13 protein-coding genes and 1 pseudogene are annotated in these 16156 nt (G+C 62.9%); 9 read left to right on the top strand and 5 right to left on the bottom strand.

Translation table 11 applies throughout. From position 1 onward, the window contains the following. Positions 1–3 precede the first annotated feature (3 nt). Entirely contained in the window at positions 4–3432 is a 3429-nt protein-coding gene (locus J1G35_RS15390; protein ID WP_223015349.1) for a condensation domain-containing protein, read from the bottom strand. Positions 3433–3440: 8 nt separating this feature from the next. After that, entirely contained in the window at positions 3441–4415 is a 975-nt protein-coding gene (locus J1G35_RS15385; RefSeq protein WP_223015348.1) for a TauD/TfdA family dioxygenase, read from the bottom strand. 257 nt (positions 4416–4672) lie between these two features. On the opposite strand from J1G35_RS15385, the gene J1G35_RS15380 reads away from it, so the two are divergent. Together J1G35_RS15380 and J1G35_RS15375 are read left to right on the top strand one after the other, a co-directional pair. After that, entirely contained in the window at positions 4673–6733 is a 2061-nt protein-coding gene (locus J1G35_RS15380) for a TonB-dependent receptor (protein ID WP_223015347.1), read from the top strand. Between the two features lie 117 nt (positions 6734–6850). Then, entirely contained in the window at positions 6851–8269 is a 1419-nt protein-coding gene (locus tag J1G35_RS15375; RefSeq protein WP_223015346.1) for a diaminobutyrate--2-oxoglutarate transaminase, read from the top strand. 119 nt (positions 8270–8388) lie between these two features. Here J1G35_RS15375 and gspJ read toward each other — a convergent pair whose 3' ends face one another. Next, the gene (gene gspJ, locus J1G35_RS15370; protein WP_223015345.1) at positions 8389–8994 is read right to left on the bottom strand and encodes a type II secretion system minor pseudopilin GspJ; all 606 of its coding nucleotides are present in this window, start codon (positions 8992–8994) and stop codon (positions 8389–8391) included. Next, positions 8991–9452, bottom strand: a complete 462-nt coding sequence (gene gspH, locus J1G35_RS15365) for a type II secretion system minor pseudopilin GspH (protein WP_223015344.1) — start codon at positions 9450–9452, stop codon at positions 8991–8993. The genes gspJ and gspH overlap by 4 nt, the downstream gene beginning before the upstream one ends. A gap of 68 nt (positions 9453–9520) precedes the next feature. Here gspH and J1G35_RS15360 point away from each other — a divergent pair, with 68 nt between their 5' ends. Further along, the gene (locus tag J1G35_RS15360) at positions 9521–9952 is read left to right on the top strand and encodes a type II secretion system protein N (protein ID WP_053139745.1); all 432 of its coding nucleotides are present in this window, start codon (positions 9521–9523) and stop codon (positions 9950–9952) included. Positions 9953–9958: 6 nt separating this feature from the next. Here the strand turns inward: J1G35_RS15360 and gspI are convergent, their stop codons facing one another. Beyond that, on the bottom strand, positions 9959–10345 hold the full coding sequence (gene gspI / locus J1G35_RS15355; protein ID WP_053139743.1) for a type II secretion system minor pseudopilin GspI: 387 nt from the start codon (positions 10343–10345) through the stop codon (positions 9959–9961). 137 nt (positions 10346–10482) lie between these two features. Between gspI and gspG the strand changes: the two genes are divergently transcribed. From gspG to J1G35_RS15325, 6 genes and pseudogenes are all read left to right on the top strand, one after another. Beyond that, positions 10483–10932 carry a type II secretion system major pseudopilin GspG gene (gene gspG, locus J1G35_RS15350; RefSeq protein WP_053139740.1) on the top strand — a complete coding sequence of 150 codons (450 nt, stop codon included), beginning with the start codon at positions 10483–10485 and terminating at the stop codon, positions 10930–10932. A gap of 8 nt (positions 10933–10940) precedes the next feature. Next, on the top strand, positions 10941–11864 hold the full coding sequence (gene gspK, locus J1G35_RS15345) for a type II secretion system minor pseudopilin GspK (RefSeq protein WP_223015343.1): 924 nt from the start codon (positions 10941–10943) through the stop codon (positions 11862–11864). Continuing rightward, positions 11861–13000: a type II secretion system protein GspL gene (gspL, locus tag J1G35_RS15340; protein ID WP_223015342.1), complete on the top strand. Its 1140-nt coding sequence runs from the start codon at positions 11861–11863 to the stop codon at positions 12998–13000. The genes gspK and gspL overlap by 4 nt, the downstream gene beginning before the upstream one ends. Continuing rightward, positions 12993–13502 carry a type II secretion system protein GspM gene (gspM, locus tag J1G35_RS15335; RefSeq protein WP_223015341.1) on the top strand — a complete coding sequence of 170 codons (510 nt, stop codon included), beginning with the start codon at positions 12993–12995 and terminating at the stop codon, positions 13500–13502. Before gspL ends, gspM begins: the two co-directional genes overlap by 8 nt. After that, the gene (gene gspD / locus J1G35_RS15330) at positions 13499–15829 is read left to right on the top strand and encodes a type II secretion system secretin GspD (RefSeq protein WP_223015340.1); all 2331 of its coding nucleotides are present in this window, start codon (positions 13499–13501) and stop codon (positions 15827–15829) included. The genes gspM and gspD overlap by 4 nt, the downstream gene beginning before the upstream one ends. Further along, positions 15826–16156 (top strand): annotated as a pseudogene (locus J1G35_RS15325) (type II secretion system protein GspE); the annotation flags it as partial. The gene gspD and the pseudogene J1G35_RS15325, both read left to right, overlap by 4 nt.

Below are 16156 nucleotides of genomic sequence, written 5' to 3'. Positions count from 1 at the left end.
CGGTTAAAGGGGCAGGGAGCGACGTTTGGTTTGCATCAACTGGCCGCGACCGGCCTGGGCCTGGGCCTGCTGGCGTTCGCGTTGGAAAGTCTGGTCCCAGTTATTGATGCATTGCGTGATGACCGACAGGGGTTCGTCCAGAAGCGGGCGGGTTTCGTCGAGCAGGCGTGTCCACACATGTTGCAGGCGCAATGCCCGGTCCTGGTCGAAGTACTCGCCGCGATACTTGAGGTTCGCCTCGATACCCGCGCTGCCGTGCACCAGGTCGAGCACCAGATGGAAGTCGCCCGGCGCTTGTGCGACGTCCAGCGCCGACAATTGGGCGCCGGCGATAACGCTCGGCGCCACGCGTGACGGTTGGTAGTTCAACTTGACCTGGAACAGCGGCGAGTGACCCGCGCGGCGTTCCGGCGCGAGTGCCGAGACCACCAGGTCGAAGGGCAGGCCCTGGTGCGCGTAGGCCAGTCGGGCCTGATCGCGAACCCGTGCGAGGAAGCCGGCCAGTGTCAGCTCACCCTGGAGGTCGCAGCGCAAGGTCAACTGGTTGACGAAGAAACCGATGACGTCGTGGTGTTCCGCCAATGGGCGACCACTGACGTCGGTGCCCAGCAGGAACTGCGACTGGCCGCCCAATTGCCGGATGACCAGTTGATAGCTGGCCAGCAACAGCATGAACAGGGTCATGCCGTGCTCGCGGGCCAACGTCGCAAGCAGCTGGCACGTGGTCTCGGGCAGGGTGAAATTCACACTGTGCTCACCGTGGCTCTGGCCTGGCCCACCCAGCGCCAGGGTTTGCGGGATGTGCGCCAGATGCTCACGCCAGAAGTCCTGTTGTTCAGCGATCCGCTGCGGGCTCCAGTAGTTGGCTTCCCATCGGGCAAAGTCCAGATATTGCACGGGCAGTTCAGCGCGGGCGCTGCCGGCCAGTTCTGCCAGCAGTATCTGCGCCGAGCGGCCATCGAACGCGATGTGGTGCAGGGTCAGGAGCAGGTCGTGCTGTTGATCACTGCGGCTGAGCAGTTGTGCACGCAATACGGGCCCGGCTTGCAGGTCGAGCGGCGTGGCGTGTTCCCTGGCCAGGCAGGCGTTGAGCGTTTGCAGCGACTGAGGCTCGGCCTGGCTGCGCAGATCGTGCCAGTCCAGCGCGACCGGGCTTGCTGGCAGGACCTGCTGCTGCGGTGCGGTGGCGCTCTCGCGATAGACCGTGCGCAACACGCCATGACGTTCGACCAGGGTATTGAGCCGCAGCGCCAGGGTTTCGATGTCCAGTGGACCGTGCAATTTCAGCTGCAGTACCAGGTTGTGCCGGGTGTCGTCCGGGTTCAACTGGCGCAGGAACCACAGTCGGCTTTGGGCGAACGATTGGCGGTGGTTGCTCGATGGCATGTGCGCCGCAGGTGCCTCGAGGGTGGCGCGCGGTTGCTGGAGGAAATGCTGCAGCGCATGTGCCCATTCGGCCAGGGTCTGCTCGCCGAACAGGCTCTGGGTATCGAGGCTCCAGCCAAGGTCCTGTTGCAGGCGGGCGGCGAAGTCCGCCACGCTGATGGAGTCGAGACCCAGCCCGATCAAGCTCGATTCGACCTCCACGGCGATGTAAGGGTTGACCTCGCGCAGGGTCTGTTCAAGCCATTGCTTGCAAGCGGCGTACGCCGATGCGGGCGCTTGGCTCGCCCGTTGTTTGAGTTCGCTGAGGCTTATGGTGTCGAAGGGGACGGCACTCTGGCCACCGCTCTGGGCGATGATGCTCAGCGTGCCGGCGGCGAGTTGTTTGCGCGCGCCCTGGCGGGCGATCTTGCCGCTGGTGGTCATCGGGATGGTGCCGGCCTCGACCAGCACGATCTGGTCAATGCCACAGTCGGCGGCTTCGCGCACGGCGTTTTGCAGCGACGCAAACAGCGCCGGATGATGCTGCGGGTCGACGAACTTGCGTTGTGGTTCAGCCACGATTACCAGCTTCTCGCGGCCCAGCAGCGGGTCCATCTGCGAAAACGCGGCGATGCGCCCGGTGCGAATACCCGGCTCGCTGTCGGTAATGGCAAATTCAATGTCGTGGGGATACAGGTTGCGTCCATTGAGGATCAACAGATCCTTCAAGCGTCCGCAGATCACCACCTGGCCTTCATGCATGAAGCCCAGGTCGCCGGAACGCAGGTAATGGCCCGGCTCGCCGACGATTTGCGCGGCGAACGCTTCGCGACTGGCTTCGGGGTTTTTCCAGTAGGCTTCGGCGTTGCTGGGGCCTTGCAGCCACACTTCACCCACCTGGTCGGGCGCGCAGCGTTCAAAGGTCTGCGGATTGGCGATGGCGATGCTGTGCAGCGCCTGGGGGAAACCGCAGGCCACGAACTCCACCGCCGGCGTATCCGCCAGTGCCAGGGCCACGCGCCCAGTTTCGAGGACGGCTTTGTCCAGGCGCAGTACCACGGGCAAGGCATCGGCCGGTGTGGCACTCACACAGAGCGTGGCTTCAGCCTGCCCATAGCCTGGGCTGATCGCCAGTGGATTGAGGCCGCACGCGGCGAAACGCTGGGCAAATGCGTCCAGCGTGCCCGGATGAATCGGCTCGGCGCCATTGATCGCGTGCTGCCAGGCGCTCAGGTCGAGCTGGGCGATCAGGGTGTCGCTGACCACGCGATTGCACAGGGCATAAGCGAAGTTGGGGGCGAAACTGGCGGTGGCGCGGTATCGGCTTAACGCTTGCAGCCAGGTAGAGGGGGCGTTGACGAAGGTCTGCGACGCCATCAGGTAGCACGGCATGCCGCTGTAAAGTGGGGCGAGCAGGCCGCCGATCAAGCCCATGTCGTGGTACAGCGGCAGCCAGTTGACCATGCCGCCGTGCTCGTCAAAGCCGTAGGCCTGGCGCATCAGCTCGACGTTGGCGATCAGGTTGCGCTGGCGCACCTCAACGCCTTTTGGGGTGCCGGTCGAGCCCGAGGTGTATTGCAGGAACGCCACGCTCGCGCTATCCGTCGGCGGGCGCTGCCATGCACTGGCCGGCGGCGTGCCGAGGTCCTGAACCGTCATGACCTCCACGCGATGCTCGACCAGTTCCAGCAAGCCCTGGCAATGATCGGCGGGCGCGATGATCAGTGCCGGCGCGGCATCCACCACCACATTGCGCACACGCTCCAGATGTCGAGGCTTGCGCGACGGCGGCGCAAACAGCGGCACGGCGATCAGCCCGGCGTACAGGCAGGCGCAAAACGCGCGGGCATAATCGAGGCTGCTCGGCAGCATCAACAGCACGCGGTCGCCTGGCGCGTAACGCGATTGCAGCGCCGCCGCGAGCGACTGCGACTGTTCGTGCAATTGGGCAAAGGTCAGGGTTTCGCCGATCTCGACGCCGTCCGGCAGAAAATGCAGGGCAGCACGCTGCGGGAAGTGCAGGGCGTTGGCCTCCAGCACTTCGATCCAGTGATTGAATGAGGACATGGTGGGATTCACGCCATGGCAACGATGACTTTGCGGTCACCGGTGAAAGGATTACGGCCGTGTGCGACCAGCCGGTTGTCGAGCATCAGGATGTCGCCGGGCTGCCAGGGGAAGCTGATGGCGGTTTGGCGATATACCTCGCGCACGGTGTCGAGCAGCTCATCGGGAATCGCCGAGCCGTCGCCGAAGTAGACGTGGCGAGGCAGGTTCTCTTCGCCGACGGCGGCAAGCAGGCTGGCGCGCACGCCGGGTTCGATCGCCGAGACGTGAAACAGGTGTGCCTGATTGAACCAGACCCACTCACCGGTCTCGGGATGCTGCAGCACGGCGGCGCAACGCTGGCGTGTGCGCAGGTCACCGTCGGCTTTCCATTCCCATTCGATGTCGTTGTCCTGGCAATAGCGCTCCACCTGGGCGCGATCTTCGGTGTTGAACACCTTCTGCCACGGCAGGTCCAGCGCACCGCTGTAATTGCGCACATAAAGCAGCTCGCGACTGGCGAACTGTTCACGGATTTCGGCGGGGATGCGCTGGTAGATCAGGCGGCTGTCGGCAATCGGTGTTTCGCCCCCGGTTTCGCTGGCCTTGATGCAGTGGAACCAGATGTGCGAAGGCCACGGCCGGGTGTAGGCCTGTTCGTTGTGCAATGGGATGAATTGGTGCGCCGGGTACTCGGTGGAGCTGTAGACGCCGGCGAACACCTTGCTGCGCGGTGTGGACCCGAACTCATAGCTGGCCAGCGGCGCGCCGAAACTGGCGGCAAAGCGCTTGAAATCAATCGGAGTGGGGACGCTGAAACCGCGAAACAGCACGCCGCCTGCCGTCGTCAGCGCATTGGGCAGCGCGTCGCGGACCGCCGCATCGAGATGATGAATCGACTGTCCCGGGGTCGCTTGCACCAGCACGGGCAGCGACTGCTCGCCGTCCGTTTCAGCCAGGCAGAAAGACTCGGAACGCCCGCTCAGGTGTTCGATTGAGATCATTCTTTGCACATCCTTTTTATCTTTATTCGTTCAATCGAGCAGCGTGGACGGGCCTTGTAAGCAGGGCAGAGGCTACCGGCGCAGTGCGCGATTGAAATGTATGCGCTCTGTTACATGGCGACATGTTAGTCGTGAATGAGAGCCATTATCAATCTTATTCCTTTAACTTTTTTTTTCGATTAGACTCCGCCACGCTGGGCCGAAAGAGCGTCTGGCCGGTCGAAAAACAACAAATATCTGTCGCATGGGAGCGGGGCGTGAATTTCAAAAAAAATACAATTGCGTTGGCTGTAGGGTCGGCCGTGTGCCTGGCTAACAGCGCGTGGGCTGCCGAACCGTCGAGCGCCATGGAGATCGCTCCGATCACGGTGACAGGCGAAAAGATCAACCGCACCCTTGAGCAGACCCAATCGAGTGTCGTGGTGGTCACCGAGCAGCAACTGCGCGATAAGGCCGATCACAGCCTGGTCGATGTATTCGCTCGCACCCCTGGCGTGTATAGCCAGGCCGGCAACGAAAACTGGGGCATTCGTGGTGTGCCGGTTTCCGGTTTCGATGACCAGGGGCCGGCAACCATGAACGGTGCCGTATCGGTGTACGTCGATGGGGCCGTACAGCCTAACCGTGCATTGACCCTGAGCCCGAACCCTTTGTGGGATACGGAACAGGTCGAAGTGTTCCTTGGTCCGCAGTCCACCACCCAGGGGCGCAATTCCCTGGCGGGTGCCGTGGTTATCCAGACCAAGAACCCGACGTTCCAACCCAGCTTCTCTGCACAAACCAACGTGGGCAGCTATGGCGAGAAAGGCTTGGCGGTAGCCGGCGGCGGGGCGATCGTCGAGGACAAGATTGCCGGGCGTATTGCACTGGATCGGCAAGATGGCGACGGCTATATCGATAACGTTGCCCTGGGTAAGGACGCCAACCCGCACCGCACCAGCAATGCACGCGGCAAATTGCTGATCCTGCCTAACGATGATGTCGACGTATTACTGACTTACGCCCACAGCGAACACCGGCAGGGCGACAACTCGGTGATGCGCGTCAACGACAAGGTCCGCTATTACAAGATTTCGTCCGACACCCAGGCGTTCGACAACCTCAAGCAGGACACCGTCAGCGCCAAGGTCGACTATCGCCTGAACGATGCATGGTCCCTGACCAGCATGACGGTCAACACCCAGTCCGACTACAGCAACCGCCTGGACTTCGACCAGACGGCAGACGCCAACGAAGTCATTCTGCGCAGGCAGGACGGCAACCTGTTCAGCCAGGAACTGCGCCTGAACTACGCCTCCGATGATGTCAAAAGTTTTGTGGGCGCCTACTACGGCCACAACACCAACAATTTTCACGACCGGTTGTTATTCGACGATGTGCTGGCGGTGACGGTCAAGGGCGACACGACCATCGAAAACAAGGCGCTTTTCGGTGAGGTCAACTGGACGTTCGCCCCGCGCTGGACACTGGTCACCGGCCTGCGCTACGACCACGAAACCAACGACACCGACATCAAGGAGGACGACCTTTCCGAACCCGCGAAGGTCAACAAGTCGTTTGCCGCCTTGCTGCCAAAACTGGGGATCAACTACGAACTCGCCGCCGGGCAATACCTGGGCTTCATGGTGCAGAAAGGCTATCGCGGCGGCGGCGTGAATGTGCGCTCCGGCACCGGTCACGAAGCGTACGACCCTGAATACACCACCAACTATGAGCTGTCGTACCGCGGCTCATTCTTCGACGACAGCCTGCGCGCCCGCGCCAACCTGTATTACACCGACTGGAAAGACCAGCAGGTCAGCGTGCGGCAAGGCAACAGCAACATCATCAACGTGTACAACGCGGGCCGCAGTGACATCAAGGGCTTGGAAGTCTTTGTCGAGAAAGACCTCAGTGAGCAACTGACGCTGACCGTGGGTGGCGCGATCACCGATGGCAAGTACAAGGATTTCGTCGCAGGCAATGGCGAGGACCGCAGCGGCGAAGCGTTCCTGTATTCGCCCAAGTACAAGATGTCGGTGGGCGGTATTTACCGTTGGAACGATCGCCTGACGTTCAACACGGACGTCACTTACCAGAGCGCAGCACCGTCGGAATACGAGTTTGATGCCGCCGGCAAGGTCAACGGCGAGCGCAGGAGCGACAACTACGTGCTGGCCAACTTCAGCACCGAATACAAAGTCACCAAGAACATTGCCGTATCCGGCTTCCTGAAAAATGCCTTCGACAAGGAATACGTCACCAACAACCGTGGTGGCGACATCATCGACGCCGGCGCGCCACGCACGATGGGTCTGGCGCTGCGCTACGACCTGTAACCCCATGGGCGCGGGGAGGCTGACTCCCCGCGTTCGGTTTCAAGGTTGACGCGGCCCAGGGCATCCGCCGGCAGGCCGCTCCGTTTCCTTCCAAGCCCAGCCTCCCTGGAGGACATCATGAGTGTTTTTCCGAATGCCACAGCAGGTGGTGCGCTACAACTACGCCTGCTGCACACCGGTCTATCGGCGCCTTACTGCCTCGATCCCACGCCGATGCTGGAGCGCCAGCAACAGCAGGAGTCCAACGCGCGCAGTTATCCGCGGCGTATTCCGCTGGTGCTGGAGCGTGCTTACGGCATTTACGTGCAGGACAGTCGCGGGCAGGTGTTCGTCGATTGCCTGGCCGGCGCTGGCACGTTGGCGCTGGGTCACAACCACCCGCTCATTATCGAAGCCATCACCCAGACCATGGCAGCAGGTGTGCCCATGCACACGCTGGACCTGATGACGCCAGTCAAGGATGCCTTCGTACAAGAGATTTTCGGCAGCCTGCCGACAGCATTCGCCCGCAACGCACGCATCCAGTTTTGCGGCCCGAGTGGCGCAGATGCCGTCGAGGCCGCGCTGAAACTGACCCGCACTGCCACCGGTCGTCACTCGATACTGGCGTTTGAAGGGGCTTATCACGGCATGACCCTGGGGACGCTGGCGATCAGCGGCAACCTGTCGCCGAAAAACGCCCTTGGTGCCCTGATGCCCGGCGTCCAGCGCCTGCCATTCCCGCACGATTACCGCTGCCCGTTCGGTGTCGCCGGAGACCAGGGCGTCACGCTGAATGTGCGTTACCTTGAGCACCTGCTCAATGATCCTGAAAGTGGTGTGACCGCACCCGCCGCGATGATTCTTGAACCCATCCAGGGGGAAGGAGGGGTGATTGCTGCACCTGATCGCTGGCTGCAAGAGTTGCGACGCCTGACCCAGGCTCACGGCATTCCGTTGATTGTCGATGAAATCCAGTGTGGCATTGCCCGCAGTGGCCGGATGTTCGGGTTCGAGCAGTCGGGCATCACGCCAGACGTGATCACCTTGTCCAAAGCCATCGGCGGTGGCCTGCCGCTGTCGGTGATGGTCTACAACGACTCGCTGGATGTGTGGCAGCCGGGCGCTCACGCGGGCACGTTCAGGGGTAACCAACTGGCCATGGCCGCCGGTACGGCGACGTTGCGTTTTATCCGCGAACAAGGCCTGGCAGCACACGCCGAAACAGTGGGTGCCCACCTGCGCAAGCACTTGCTGGCCCTGCAGAGCGAGTTTGCCTGGGTGGGCGACGTGCGCGGTCGCGGCCTGATGCTCGGCATGGAGATTGTCGATCCGCAAGGCCCGCTCGATGTCCAGGGTCACCCGCCGGTGGACACGGCTCGGGCCAAGGCATTCCAGCAGGCGTGTCTGAAGCACGGCCTGATCGTCGAACTCGGTGGGCGTCACGGGGCGACGGTGCGGTTCCTGCCACCACTGATCATCACAGCAGAGGAAGTCGATTTCGTCGCACAAATCCTGTTCCAGGCGGCGACCACGACCAACCAGCCGGCCCATTGATCGCGGGATTGCGGGCGACGAGCTGCAGGGGATTTGGGCTTGGTGTTCGGTCGGCAGACGCTGGGGACACCGCCGCGATAAGACCTTTGGTGCCAAACGCGACGGTGTAATGAAGGCTTTTAGTGCAGGGGGCCCGAGACTTGCCGATAACGTTCTTCGCCCTGCGGCGTCTGGCGGGTCAGGTTGATTTCCAGGCCAAGGGGATCGGCTTTGCGGTTGCCGGCGAGCTGGCGCCAGCCCTGGCCCGGTTCCCAGATACGTACCTGCAGGTCACTGATGCCGGACAAGACGGCCAGCGCTTTTTTGGGGGCCGGGAGCGGGTATCGATCACTGGCCGCTGATATGGCGCGGTACAGCGTGTCACCCTCCAGCCACCAGCGCACCCGTTGCAAACCGTTTTCGGGAAGCGCTGCGCTACGAATGATATTCAGCTGAAAATCACGCCTGTCGGCGCTGCGCACGTTGATTGCGGAGAGACCGTCGGGCTGCTCGTCATCGTTCAGGCTTGGCGTTCGCAGTTCGATGCTGGCGCGCAAATCCAGGTCGCGGTCCAACTGGTTGAGTGTGCGCAACAACGCCTCGGTCTGCTCAGTGCTGGCCTGCAGATGGCTGTCGGCCCGGCTCACGCTGTCGAGGCCGCGCCAGGCAATCAGGCTGACAATGGCCATCAGCATGATCGCCACCATGACCTCAATGAGGGTAAAGCCGTGCTGGTCTGTTTTCATGGTTGGTTCGCCACGCGTATTTGTCCGGTCGCCGTGCGCTCAAGGGTGAGGCGATGCTGGCCATCCGAAAGTTGCAGTCGCAAGGGGGAGGCCAACCATTCGGCAGTCAGTATCACCGTTTGCCTGGGGATTACGCGCACGCTCATCGAGGGGGTTTCCCAGGCACGGGGACGCAGTTGCGGGTCGTTGATAAAGTGATCCCGGCCCTGGCCCGACGCGTTGCGCCGACTGAAGCGAAACCCTTTATTGTCGGCCTGCCAAGTGATCGGGCGGCCATCGGCCCGGGCTTCGGCCTGGGCGATTTGCAGCATCTGGACCACGCGGTTGGCGTCCTTGCGCAGCAACTGCAACGGGTCGGGTTTGATGCTCAGGCTGATCGCCGCTGAGGCGATGCCGATGATCACCAGGACCACCATCAACTCGATCAGGGTGAAGCCTTGCTGATTGGCCTTGCTCATGACACAACGCTCCTTCGTCGTGGGTCTCTCCTGTAGACTGCCCGGCAGGACAACAAGGAGGTTTTGTCTTGGTCGCTATTTTTCGTTTGACCGCGCCGCGTGTGGTGCAGGCAGTGGCATTGGCCACGGCATTCGCGGGTGTGTTGGTCTGGTCTTCAGTGTTGCTGACGTCGGCCGAGTCCCAGGTGCCGCAGGTCGAGCCGCCCGCTTTGGCCGCTCGCCCGGATACCCCGGCATTACAGTGGTTTTCCAACCAGCCGGCGACGGTGGACATCAAGGTCTCCGGCCTGATGGCGGGCGCGCGCGGGGCGGTGGCGATCCTGAGCCTGAACGAGGGGCCGCCGCGCAGTTTCCTGGTGGGCGAGTCGTTGGCCCAGGGTGTGCGCCTGGCGGCGATCGAGGGCGATGCGGTGGTGATTGAGCGGGGCACCCAGCACACCCGGATTAAGGTCAGCACGCTGCCGGACTCGGTGGTTCTACCGCGACTGACCCAGCCCTGAGCACGCTCACGGTGACGTTTGCTTCGGCGGGTTGAGCAGCGTTTCCACCCGCGCCAGCGGCGGCGCCTCGCGCTTGCGCTCCGACACCTGCACGGTGACGCGCATCAGGCGTCCATCGGCGCTCGGTGCGATGCTCTGCTCGCAGCGCAATTGCAAACGCCCCTGATCACAGTCAAACGCTTTGTGCCCCCTGGGCAGTTGCCCCTCCAGGCGCAGTTCGGCGAGCCGGCTTTGAGCCGACAGCAGCGCCATCGAACGGTCGCGCAGCAACCCATTGCTCTGGGTCATCAAGCCTGCCACGCGGACCGCCGCCGCCATCGCCACGGCAATGATCGCCAAGGCCACGAGCACCTCGATCAACGTAAAACCTTGCTCCTTGCGCGACAGCTCCATGGGTCACTCTTGGCGTAAAAACACGCCGTAGAGTAGCACTCAGAGCGCAGCGGGCAGCGGCCAATTATTTTTGCTATCCAGATAGTTAGTTTTGTTACACTGCGCGCCGAATTAGGATCAAGCCAAGGATGGTGGATATGGATTTCGCGCGCATCAAATATGGGCATCGCGCCCGCCACGCTCAGCAAGGATTCACGCTGATCGAGATCATGGTGGTGGTGGTCATCCTCGGCATTCTGGCGGCGATTGTCGTGCCTAAAGTGCTGGACCGCCCGGACCAGGCCAGGGCGATTGCGGCCAAGCAAGACGTCGCCGGCCTGATGCAGGCGCTCAAGCTTTATCGTCTCGACCATGGCACCTATCCGAACATGAACCAGGGCCTCAAGGTATTGGTCGAGCGCCCGGCAGATGCAAAAAATACCAACTGGCGTTCTTATCTGGAGCGCCTGCCCAACGACCCCTGGGGCCGTCCTTACCATTACCTGAATCCCGGCGCGAACGGCGAAGTCGACATCTTCTCCCTCGGTGCCGATGGCCAGCCTGACGGCGACGGTGTGAATGCCGATATCGGATCCTGGCAGCTCTAAGCGCCGCCATGAAATTCCACTCGCCGACAGTGGCGAAACAGCGCGGCATGGCGATTATCAGCGCCATGCTGATCGCGGCGGTGGTCGCCGTGCTCGCCGCCGGCATGCTCACCCGCCAGAGCGTTTTTACCCGTTCACTTGAGGCCGAACAGGCGCGAGTGCAGGGCAGTGCCGCACTGCTGGGCGGCCTGGAAGTCAGCCGGCGACTGCTCCGGGACGCCCGCGAGCAGGATGTGCTGACGCGGCTTGATCAGCCTTGGGCCCGGCCGATCAGCACCGCTCAGGACGGCGAATTCGAAGGTCGCCTTGAGGACCTGCAAGGCAAGTTCAATCTGCGCAATTTAATCGCCCAGGAGCATGTTGATCTCGGGCAGATGCGCAGCTTTGAGCGGTTGTGCGAAATGATCGGTGTCGAGGCACGCCTGGCGCAGCGCATCAGCCAGCGCGTAATTGCGGCCTACCCACATAGTCCGGTTGCCTCAACAGTGGGACAGCCGCCCCCGCCATTACCCGCCACCCAGCCAATGCTGCGCAGTCTTGATCAGTTAAGCGGTATCGAAGGCGTCAATGAGCAGCTCTTGGCGCGGCTAGATCGCTACGTCAGCATTATTCCGGTCAACACTTGGGTCAACAGCAATACCGCCAGCGCTGAAGTGCTGGCTGCGGTGGTGCCGGGTTTGTCCTTGGCGCAGGCCAAGGCGCTGGTCGCCGAGCGTGATCGCGGCCAGTGGTTTATCAATCGCGGCGACTTCGTTAACCGCGCGCGCTTGCCCAACCTGAACGTGGATCAGCTCAACGTCGGGATCACCAGTGAATGGTTCCTGCTCCAAGGTCAGGCCCGCCGCAATCAGCGCCGTGTTCACATGGCTGCGCTGCTGCATCGTCCCGAAGACGCAATGCCCAGGGTCATCTGGTCGAGGTTGGGCGTATGACGCGCCTGCGCCTGGCCTTGCCGCCACTGGAGAACTTGACGTCAGACGCCGAGCTGGAGTTTGCGCAACTGGACCGCAAGGGGCGTGTCAGCCAGACCGGCATCAGCACCCTTGCTCAGTTGGGCCAGCAGGCCAAGTCTCAGGCCGTCGAGTGTTTCCTTCACCCCATGGACACGGTACTCACGCGCATAGAGCTTCCGCCTCTTTCACCCGCCCGTATCGATGCGGCCGTTGCCTGCGCCGCGCAGGCGTTGATCCTGGGGCGCAGCGAGCAGATGCATGTGGCGCACAGCGCCCGGCATGCCGACGGGCAGGTGTATTTGAGCTGGCTGCCCCAGGTTGGACTGGATCGCCTCGGTCAGTTGTTGATGCAGCACCGGCTGAAACTGAGTGGCCTGTATCCCGCGCCTTACCGGTTAGCCGTGCCACCGGCCGGGCAGGTCAACGCGTGTGTGGTGGCGGGCCAGTTACTGCTGCGTTTCTCCCGCGAACATGGCGCGGTGGAGCCGTTGGTTGAGGCCCGTCTGGAGGCACTCGCCGCCACGGGCGCAACAGTGCTGTGGCCGACGGAGCACCAGCGTTGGGACGGTGCCACCCCAGGCTGGGGCTTGCACGGCGGCCTTGGTAAGCACGCTGCACAGGCGGCGGGGTGGGGGCGGGCGTTGGGTTGTAGTGCGTTGGCCGTGGGCGTCTGGGTAGCCGGACTCAACCTTTACGCCGCCCGCGAGGTTGCGCAGGGCCAGCAGCTCAAGCAGCAGATGAGCCAGCGTGTGAAGCGCGCATTTCCCGAGCTGCCGGTGATTCTCAATCCCCTGCAACAGGCTCGCCAGCAATTGGCGATCCGGCAAGGAGGCGGCCCCGCGCAGGCCAGTCACGACTTTGCTTACCTGGTGCAGCAAGCCGCCATTGCGCTGCCGTTCATGGCCGGCGGCGTCCAGCAGTTGACCTTCAGCCAGCGCCAGTTGCAGGTGCAGATGACCGCCGAAGCCACTCCCGCTGCCGACAGCGCTGTGCACGCGGCCTTGAGCCAGGCGGGACTTTCTGCCAACCGTAATGAGCGCATCTGGACGCTGAGCGCGCTGGCCGAACCGACGTCGGCTGAGGGTGATTCCAGCATGGAAAACGACGATGAATAATCAGATATGGATGCTCTTGAGAGGGCGCTGGAAAGCGTTGGCCCCGCGCGAAAAAGCCATGGTCAGCGGCGCGGCGGTGTTTCTCGCCGGTCTGCTGGTCTGGCTGTCGCTGATCCAGCCGGCGCTCAAGAACATTGACTATTGGCACGCCGAAACCCCGAAATTGCGCGCCCAGAGCCAGGCACTGGCGCTGTTGCTTCGCGAGGTCACCACGCCTGTCGGGCTGGACCTTGAACACTCATTGCGGCAATCCCTCGACGCCGCCGGACTGACGGGGCACTACCGGTTGCAGGCCCAGGATCTGTCCTGGCGACTGACACTGGACGCGGCCCCCGCCGATGCGGTACTCGGCTGGTTATTGAGTGACCCACGGCAATTTTCGCTGGAGGTGGTCGAGGCAAGTCTGCAACGCACAGGCGAAGCCTCGACCGATGACACGGCAGGCACTCTTTCAGGAATCGTCCGTATGGATCAGGTGAACGGCGCTAAGGAAGCATCATGAAGTGGTCAGGTTCCCATTATGGACGTACGGCTGCGCCGTTTCTGTTGCTCGCACTGAGTGCGTGCAGCTCGCAGCCCACAGCGGATGTGCCGCTGGACAGTGAACTCGGGCTGCCCCTCGCCACCACCCAGCGCAGCGGCGATGCACTGGTAGACAGGCAGCGTGCGCAGGTGCAGATCGAACGGCAGGCGCGGCCGTTGCATAAGGTCACCAACCCAGCGCGCGCCAGCAGTGCCGGTCACAGCGGCGCGGCGCCGAGTGCGCCACTGGGCAATCAACCGGTCACGCTGAATTTCGTCGAGGCCGACATTCAAGCCGTGGTGCGGGCGTTGTCCCGCGCGACGGGGCAGCAGTTCCTGGTCGACCCGCGCGTCAAGGGTTCCCTCACGCTGGTTTCCGAAGGGCAGGTGCCGGCGCATCAGGCCTACGACATGCTGCTGGCGGCATTGCGCATGCAGGGCTTCAGTGTGGTGGACGTGGGCGGTATCGCGCACGTGGTGCCCGAGGCCGATGCCAAGCTGCTCGGCGGGCCGATCTACAGTGCCGACAAGCCGAGCGGCAACGGCATGCTCACGCGCACCTTCCGCCTGCAATACGAAAACGCGGTGAACCTGATCCCGGTACTGCGGCCCATCGTTTCGCCAAACAACCCGATCAACGCCTATCCGGGCAACAACACCATCGTTGTCACCGACTACGCCGAGAACCTGGCGCGGGTGGCGCAGCTTATCGACGGCATCGATACACCGAGCGCCATCGACACCGACGTGGTGCAGGTTCAAAACGGGATCGCCGTGGATATTGCCGAGATGGTCTCGCAACTGCTGGAGCAGCCGGGCAGTGACCCTACCCAGAAAATCACCGTGGTCGGAGACCCGCGCTCCAACGCGATTGTGATCCGCGCGGGCAGCCCGGAGCGGACCGAGCTGGCGCGCAACTTGATCTACAAGCTCGATAACGCCCAAGCCAACCCAAGTAATTTGCACGTGGTGTACCTGCGCAACGCCCAGGCCGCGAAACTGGCGCAGTCGTTACGCGGGTTGCTCACCGGTGAAAGCGACAGCGGTGGCGGTGACAATGCGCGGTCGGTGCTCAGCGCAATGGGCGCCAATACCTCCGGCAGCCAGACCGGACAGGGCAGTGGCCAAAGCAGTACCACCAGCGCCAATGAGTCGGCGCAGACGACCAGCAGCTCGAGCAGCCAGCCCGGCGGGCAGTCGAATGAGCAAAACGTTGCCTTCACCGCCGGTGGCGTGACCCTCCAGGCTGACTCGACCACCAACACCCTGCTGATTTCCGCCCCGGAGCCGCTGTACCGCAACCTGCGTGAAGTCATCGACATGCTCGACCAGCGCCGCGCCCAAGTGGTGATTGAAAGCCTCATCGTGGAAGTCGGCGAGGACGATGCCAACGAGTTCGGCGTGCAGTGGCAGAGCGGCGACCTGGCCGGCAAAGGTGTGGTTGGCGGTACTAACCTGGGTGGTGCGGGGTTCAACCTGAATGGCAAGACCAGCGTTGATGTGCTGCCTGGCGGGCTCAGCCTCGGCTTCATCAACGGTACCGTGGATGTGCCCGGCATTGGCAAGGTCATGGACCTCAAGGTGTTGGCCCGCGCGCTTAAAAGCAAAGGCGGCAGCAACGTACTGTCGACGCCGAACCTGCTGACCCTGGACAACGAGGCGGCGAGTATTTTTGTTGGTCAGACTATCCCGTTTGTCAGTGGCAGCTACGTGACCGGTGGCGGCGGTACCAGCAATAACCCCTTCCAGACGGTCACCCGTGAAGAGGTCGGCTTGAAGCTGAATGTGCGGCCACAGATCTCGGAGGGTGGCACGGTCAAACTCGATATTTACCAGGAAGTGAGCAGTATCGATGAGCGTGCGTCCAGCAGCGCGGCGTCGGCCGGTATCGTCACCAACAAGCGCGCGATCGATACCAGTATTTTGCTCGACGACGGGCAGATCATGGTGCTTGGCGGGCTGCTGCAGGACGGTTACAGCCAGAGCAATGAAGCGGTGCCGTGGCTCTCGAGTATTCCAGGGCTGGGCGCGTTGTTTCGCAATGAGCGCCGGGCGGTCACCAAGACCAACCTGATGGTGTTCCTGCGCCCTTATATCATCCGCGACAGTGGTGCCGGGCGCGCGATCACCCTGAATCGGTATGACTACATGCGCCGTGTTCAGGGGCACTCCCAGCCGGAACACAGCTGGGCGATGCCGGATGTACAGGCGCCGCAATTGCCGTCGGTGGAGAAGGCGATTCCGGGCGGGCCGCAGCCGGGGCCGAGGGCGGTCATCCGCGCGGTGCCTGTAGGTGCACGACCATGAGCCTGCTCCCCTACGCCTGGGCCAAATCCCAACGCATCCTCCTGCGCCCCGGCGCCGACGGCATGCTGCTCACCGTCTGCCCCTCGACCCCCGGCTGGTCGATCAGCGAAGTGCAGCGCCAGTTCGGTCAGTCGCGGGTTGAGCAGATACGCGACGACGAGCTCGACGGTCTGCTGGCCAGCGCCTACGCCGACACCGGCAGCGCCGCCGCTGTGGTGGGTGCGGCGGAAAACGAAGTCGACCTCGACCGCCTGATGCAGGACATGCCCGAGATCACCGACCTGCTCGACACCCAGGACGGCGCGCCGGTGATTCGTATGATCAACG

The organism is Pseudomonas sp. SH10-3B (assembly GCF_019891415.1).
In the GTDB taxonomy this organism is placed as follows: Bacteria; Pseudomonadota; Gammaproteobacteria; order Pseudomonadales; family Pseudomonadaceae; genus Aquipseudomonas.
The sequence above is the reverse complement of the archived record's forward strand: the minus strand, read 5'-3'. Positions and strand labels throughout refer to the sequence as shown.

What these genes read in the sequence shown, in the direction of transcription:
- J1G35_RS15390 (WP_223015349.1), bottom strand. Translation starts at nt 3,432, where the DNA reads ATGTCCTCATTCAATCACTGGATCGAAGTGCTGGAGGCCAACGCCCTG.
- J1G35_RS15385 (WP_223015348.1), bottom strand. Translation starts at nt 4,415, where the DNA reads ATGATCTCAATCGAACACCTGAGCGGGCGTTCCGAGTCTTTCTGCCTG.
- J1G35_RS15375 (WP_223015346.1), top strand. Translation starts at nt 6,851, where the DNA reads ATGAGTGTTTTTCCGAATGCCACAGCAGGTGGTGCGCTACAACTACGC.
- gspJ (WP_223015345.1), bottom strand. Translation starts at nt 8,994, where the DNA reads ATGAAAACAGACCAGCACGGCTTTACCCTCATTGAGGTCATGGTGGCG.
- gspH (WP_223015344.1), bottom strand. Translation starts at nt 9,452, where the DNA reads ATGAGCAAGGCCAATCAGCAAGGCTTCACCCTGATCGAGTTGATGGTG.
- gspI (WP_053139743.1), bottom strand. Translation starts at nt 10,345, where the DNA reads ATGGAGCTGTCGCGCAAGGAGCAAGGTTTTACGTTGATCGAGGTGCTC.
- gspG (WP_053139740.1), top strand. Translation starts at nt 10,483, where the DNA reads ATGGATTTCGCGCGCATCAAATATGGGCATCGCGCCCGCCACGCTCAG.
- gspK (WP_223015343.1), top strand. Translation starts at nt 10,941, where the DNA reads ATGAAATTCCACTCGCCGACAGTGGCGAAACAGCGCGGCATGGCGATT.
- gspL (WP_223015342.1), top strand. Translation starts at nt 11,861, where the DNA reads ATGACGCGCCTGCGCCTGGCCTTGCCGCCACTGGAGAACTTGACGTCA.
- gspM (WP_223015341.1), top strand. Translation starts at nt 12,993, where the DNA reads ATGAATAATCAGATATGGATGCTCTTGAGAGGGCGCTGGAAAGCGTTG.
- gspD (WP_223015340.1), top strand. Translation starts at nt 13,499, where the DNA reads ATGAAGTGGTCAGGTTCCCATTATGGACGTACGGCTGCGCCGTTTCTG.